This is a genomic window from Sulfitobacter sp. HI0027 (assembly GCF_001634775.1).
In the GTDB taxonomy this organism is placed as follows: Bacteria; Pseudomonadota; Alphaproteobacteria; order Rhodobacterales; family Rhodobacteraceae; genus Sulfitobacter.
Map to the genome: position 1 here is coordinate 1 of NZ_LWER01000060.1, position 2,504 is coordinate 2,504.

Annotated in this window: 1 protein-coding gene and 2 pseudogenes; all 3 read left to right on the forward strand. The window is 62.3% G+C overall.

Annotation, left to right across the window (positions count from 1 at the left end):
- Positions 1 to 410, forward strand: a pseudogene (locus tag A3722_RS24245) (hypothetical protein); the annotation flags it as partial.
- 78 nt (positions 411 to 488) lie between these two features.
- On the forward strand, positions 489 to 1,670 hold the full coding sequence (gene bktB / locus A3722_RS03850) for a beta-ketothiolase BktB (RefSeq protein WP_067627623.1): 1,182 nt from the start codon (positions 489 to 491) through the stop codon (positions 1,668 to 1,670).
- 95 nt (positions 1,671 to 1,765) lie between these two features.
- A pseudogene (locus A3722_RS03855) lies at positions 1,766 to 2,209 on the forward strand (IS6 family transposase); the annotation flags it as partial.
- Positions 2,210 to 2,504 lie beyond the last annotated feature (295 nt).

The window sequence follows — 2,504 nt, forward strand, 5'->3', positions numbered from 1 at the left end:
CCGAAGAGGTGCGCCGGGACCCGCGCACCCACCTTATGTGGCTAATCGAAATCCATATCCGTCTGACCGAGGCGATGCTCCCTTGGTTCACCTTTTCTTTCATGGAAGCGAAGAACTTTCCGAGCGCGGAGCGGAAACGGGCCATCGACAGCGAGGAACTGACTGAGAGTTACTTTGCGCAGGTGCTGGAGCGCGGTGTGAAGGACGGGAGCTTTTCGATAGACATGCCACCGCTGATGGCCGCGCTCATCAAACCGCTGCTGCAGGACTGGTACGTCAAGCGTGCCAAATATCGACGCCGGAAGGTCGACATCGACAGTTATATTGGAATGGTTCAGAGCATCGTGCTGGCGGCCTGTGGTGCCAAGGCCGGTGGCGCAGATAGCAAGGACGCCAGCGACGCCGCCTGACGCCCCCCTACAAGCAATCACCCCAGAATGGCGCGCGCGCCCCGCGCCCAAACCCCCTTGAGATAAGAAGGACAGATTATGACGAAATCCGTAGTTATCGCCTCCGGCGTCCGCACTGCGATCGCCGACGCCGGTGGTGCGCTGGCCGGGGTCAGCCCCTGCGATCTGGGCGCCGCCGTCGCGCGCGAGGCCATCGCCCGCGCCGGGATCGAACCCGACGCCGTGGGCCAATCGGTCTTTGGCAACGTAATTCACACCGGGCCGGAGGACATGTATCTTGCGCGCGTCGTTGCGATGCGTGCGGGCGTGCCAGAGACCTCTCCGGCCCTTACCCTCAACCGTCTCTGCGGCTCGGGGCTTCAGGCGGTGGTCAGCGCGGCCGAGCAGATCATGCTGGGCAATTGCGACACAGCGCTGGCCGGCGGCGCCGAGAGCATGAGCCGCGCCGGACACCTGCTCACACATTCCCGCAGCGGTCAGAAGATGGGCGACGTGGTCGCTACCGATATGATGCTGGGCGCCCTTAACGACCCCTTCGGCAACGGCCACATGGGCATCACCGCCGAGAACGTTGCTAAGCGCGGCAATATCGACCGCATCGCCCAGGATGCCTACGCCCTCGAATCTCACCGCCGCGCTGCCCGCGCCATCGAGCAGGGCCGCTTCAAGCAGCAGATCCTGCCCATCCCTGTCCGCCGCGGCCGCGAAGAGGTGAACTTCGACACCGACGAGCACGTGCGCCCCAACCTGACCGAGGCTGATCTGACCAAACTGCGACCGGCCTTCGCCAAGGACGGCTCGGTCACCGCTGGCAACGCCTCGGGCATCAATGATGGCGCAGCCGCGCTGGTTTTGATGGAGGCCGAGACCGCTGGCGCCCGGGGCGTCACGCCCATGGCTCGGATCGTGGCTTACGGGCTGGGCGGCGTCGCGCCTGAGGTGATGGGACTTGGCCCCGTGCCCGCCACGCGCCAAGCGCTGGAGCGCGCTGGCCTGCAAGTGAGCGATCTCGACGTGATTGAATCGAACGAGGCCTTCGCAGCGCAGGCCTGCGCAGTCAGCGCCGATCTGGGCCTACCCGTCGAAAAGGTGAACCCAAATGGCGGCGCGGTGGCGCTCGGCCATCCGGTCGGTGCCTCGGGCGCAATCATCCTTACCAAGCTGCTCTACGAGCTCGAGCGCATCGGCGGCCGCTACGGCCTTGCGACAATGTGCATCGGCGGCGGCCAGGGGATCGCCTTGATCGTCGAGCGCGGCTAACCGGGCTCCTAGGCCTACAAATAATGCGCCGCCGGAGTTGTCACGTTAACAGGCCTGAGGTTGCTGGTTCATTGATCTGGGCGTAGGCGGTGTCGATGCAGACATTGAAAATCAACTACAAGCGCCACCGGTTTCCGCCCCAGATCATTGCTCATGTTGTCTGGCTCTACGTCCGGTTCAGCTTGAGCCTGCGCGAGGTCGAGGAGCTGATGCGCTGGACCGTCAAGTTCGGCCCCCTGATCGCCCACGTTCTACGGCGACGGCAGCCGCGCCCTGGCGATGTATGGCATCTGGACGAAGTCGTTGTGAAGATCGCGGGCCGGTCATACTGGCTGTGGCGGGCGGTTGATCAACACGGCGTTGTTCTTGAGGAAATCCTTCAATCGAGGCGAGACAAGCGCGCCGCAAAGCACCTTTTGGTCAAGCTGATAAAACGCTGGGGCTTCGTGCCCAAAAGGATCATTACGGACAAATTACGATCCTATGGCGCCGCAAAGCGCGAGGTCGCGCCTAGCCTTGATCATTGGTCACATAAGGGGGCTTCTGTGGTTGCCGTCCGTGATGCAAGAAGTTTTTCAATCTGCGTGAGTTGGTGATCGAGTGCGAGCTTCTGTCAGGCCTTTGAGTGCGGCGTTACCAGAAGCCGCTGGCCGGGATGGTGATCTGCGGATCGAGGCCAGACCTAAACAACGAGCTTTGACGCTCTTCCCCTTATCCTGGTTTTCCCGATCCAGATCTGTTCGATCATTTTGCCCATTCAGGTCGTTGACTTCTTACACCTCCTTCACCGACGTTGCTCAGCCCTGTGCTACAGTATGGTCATGCAGCGACAGT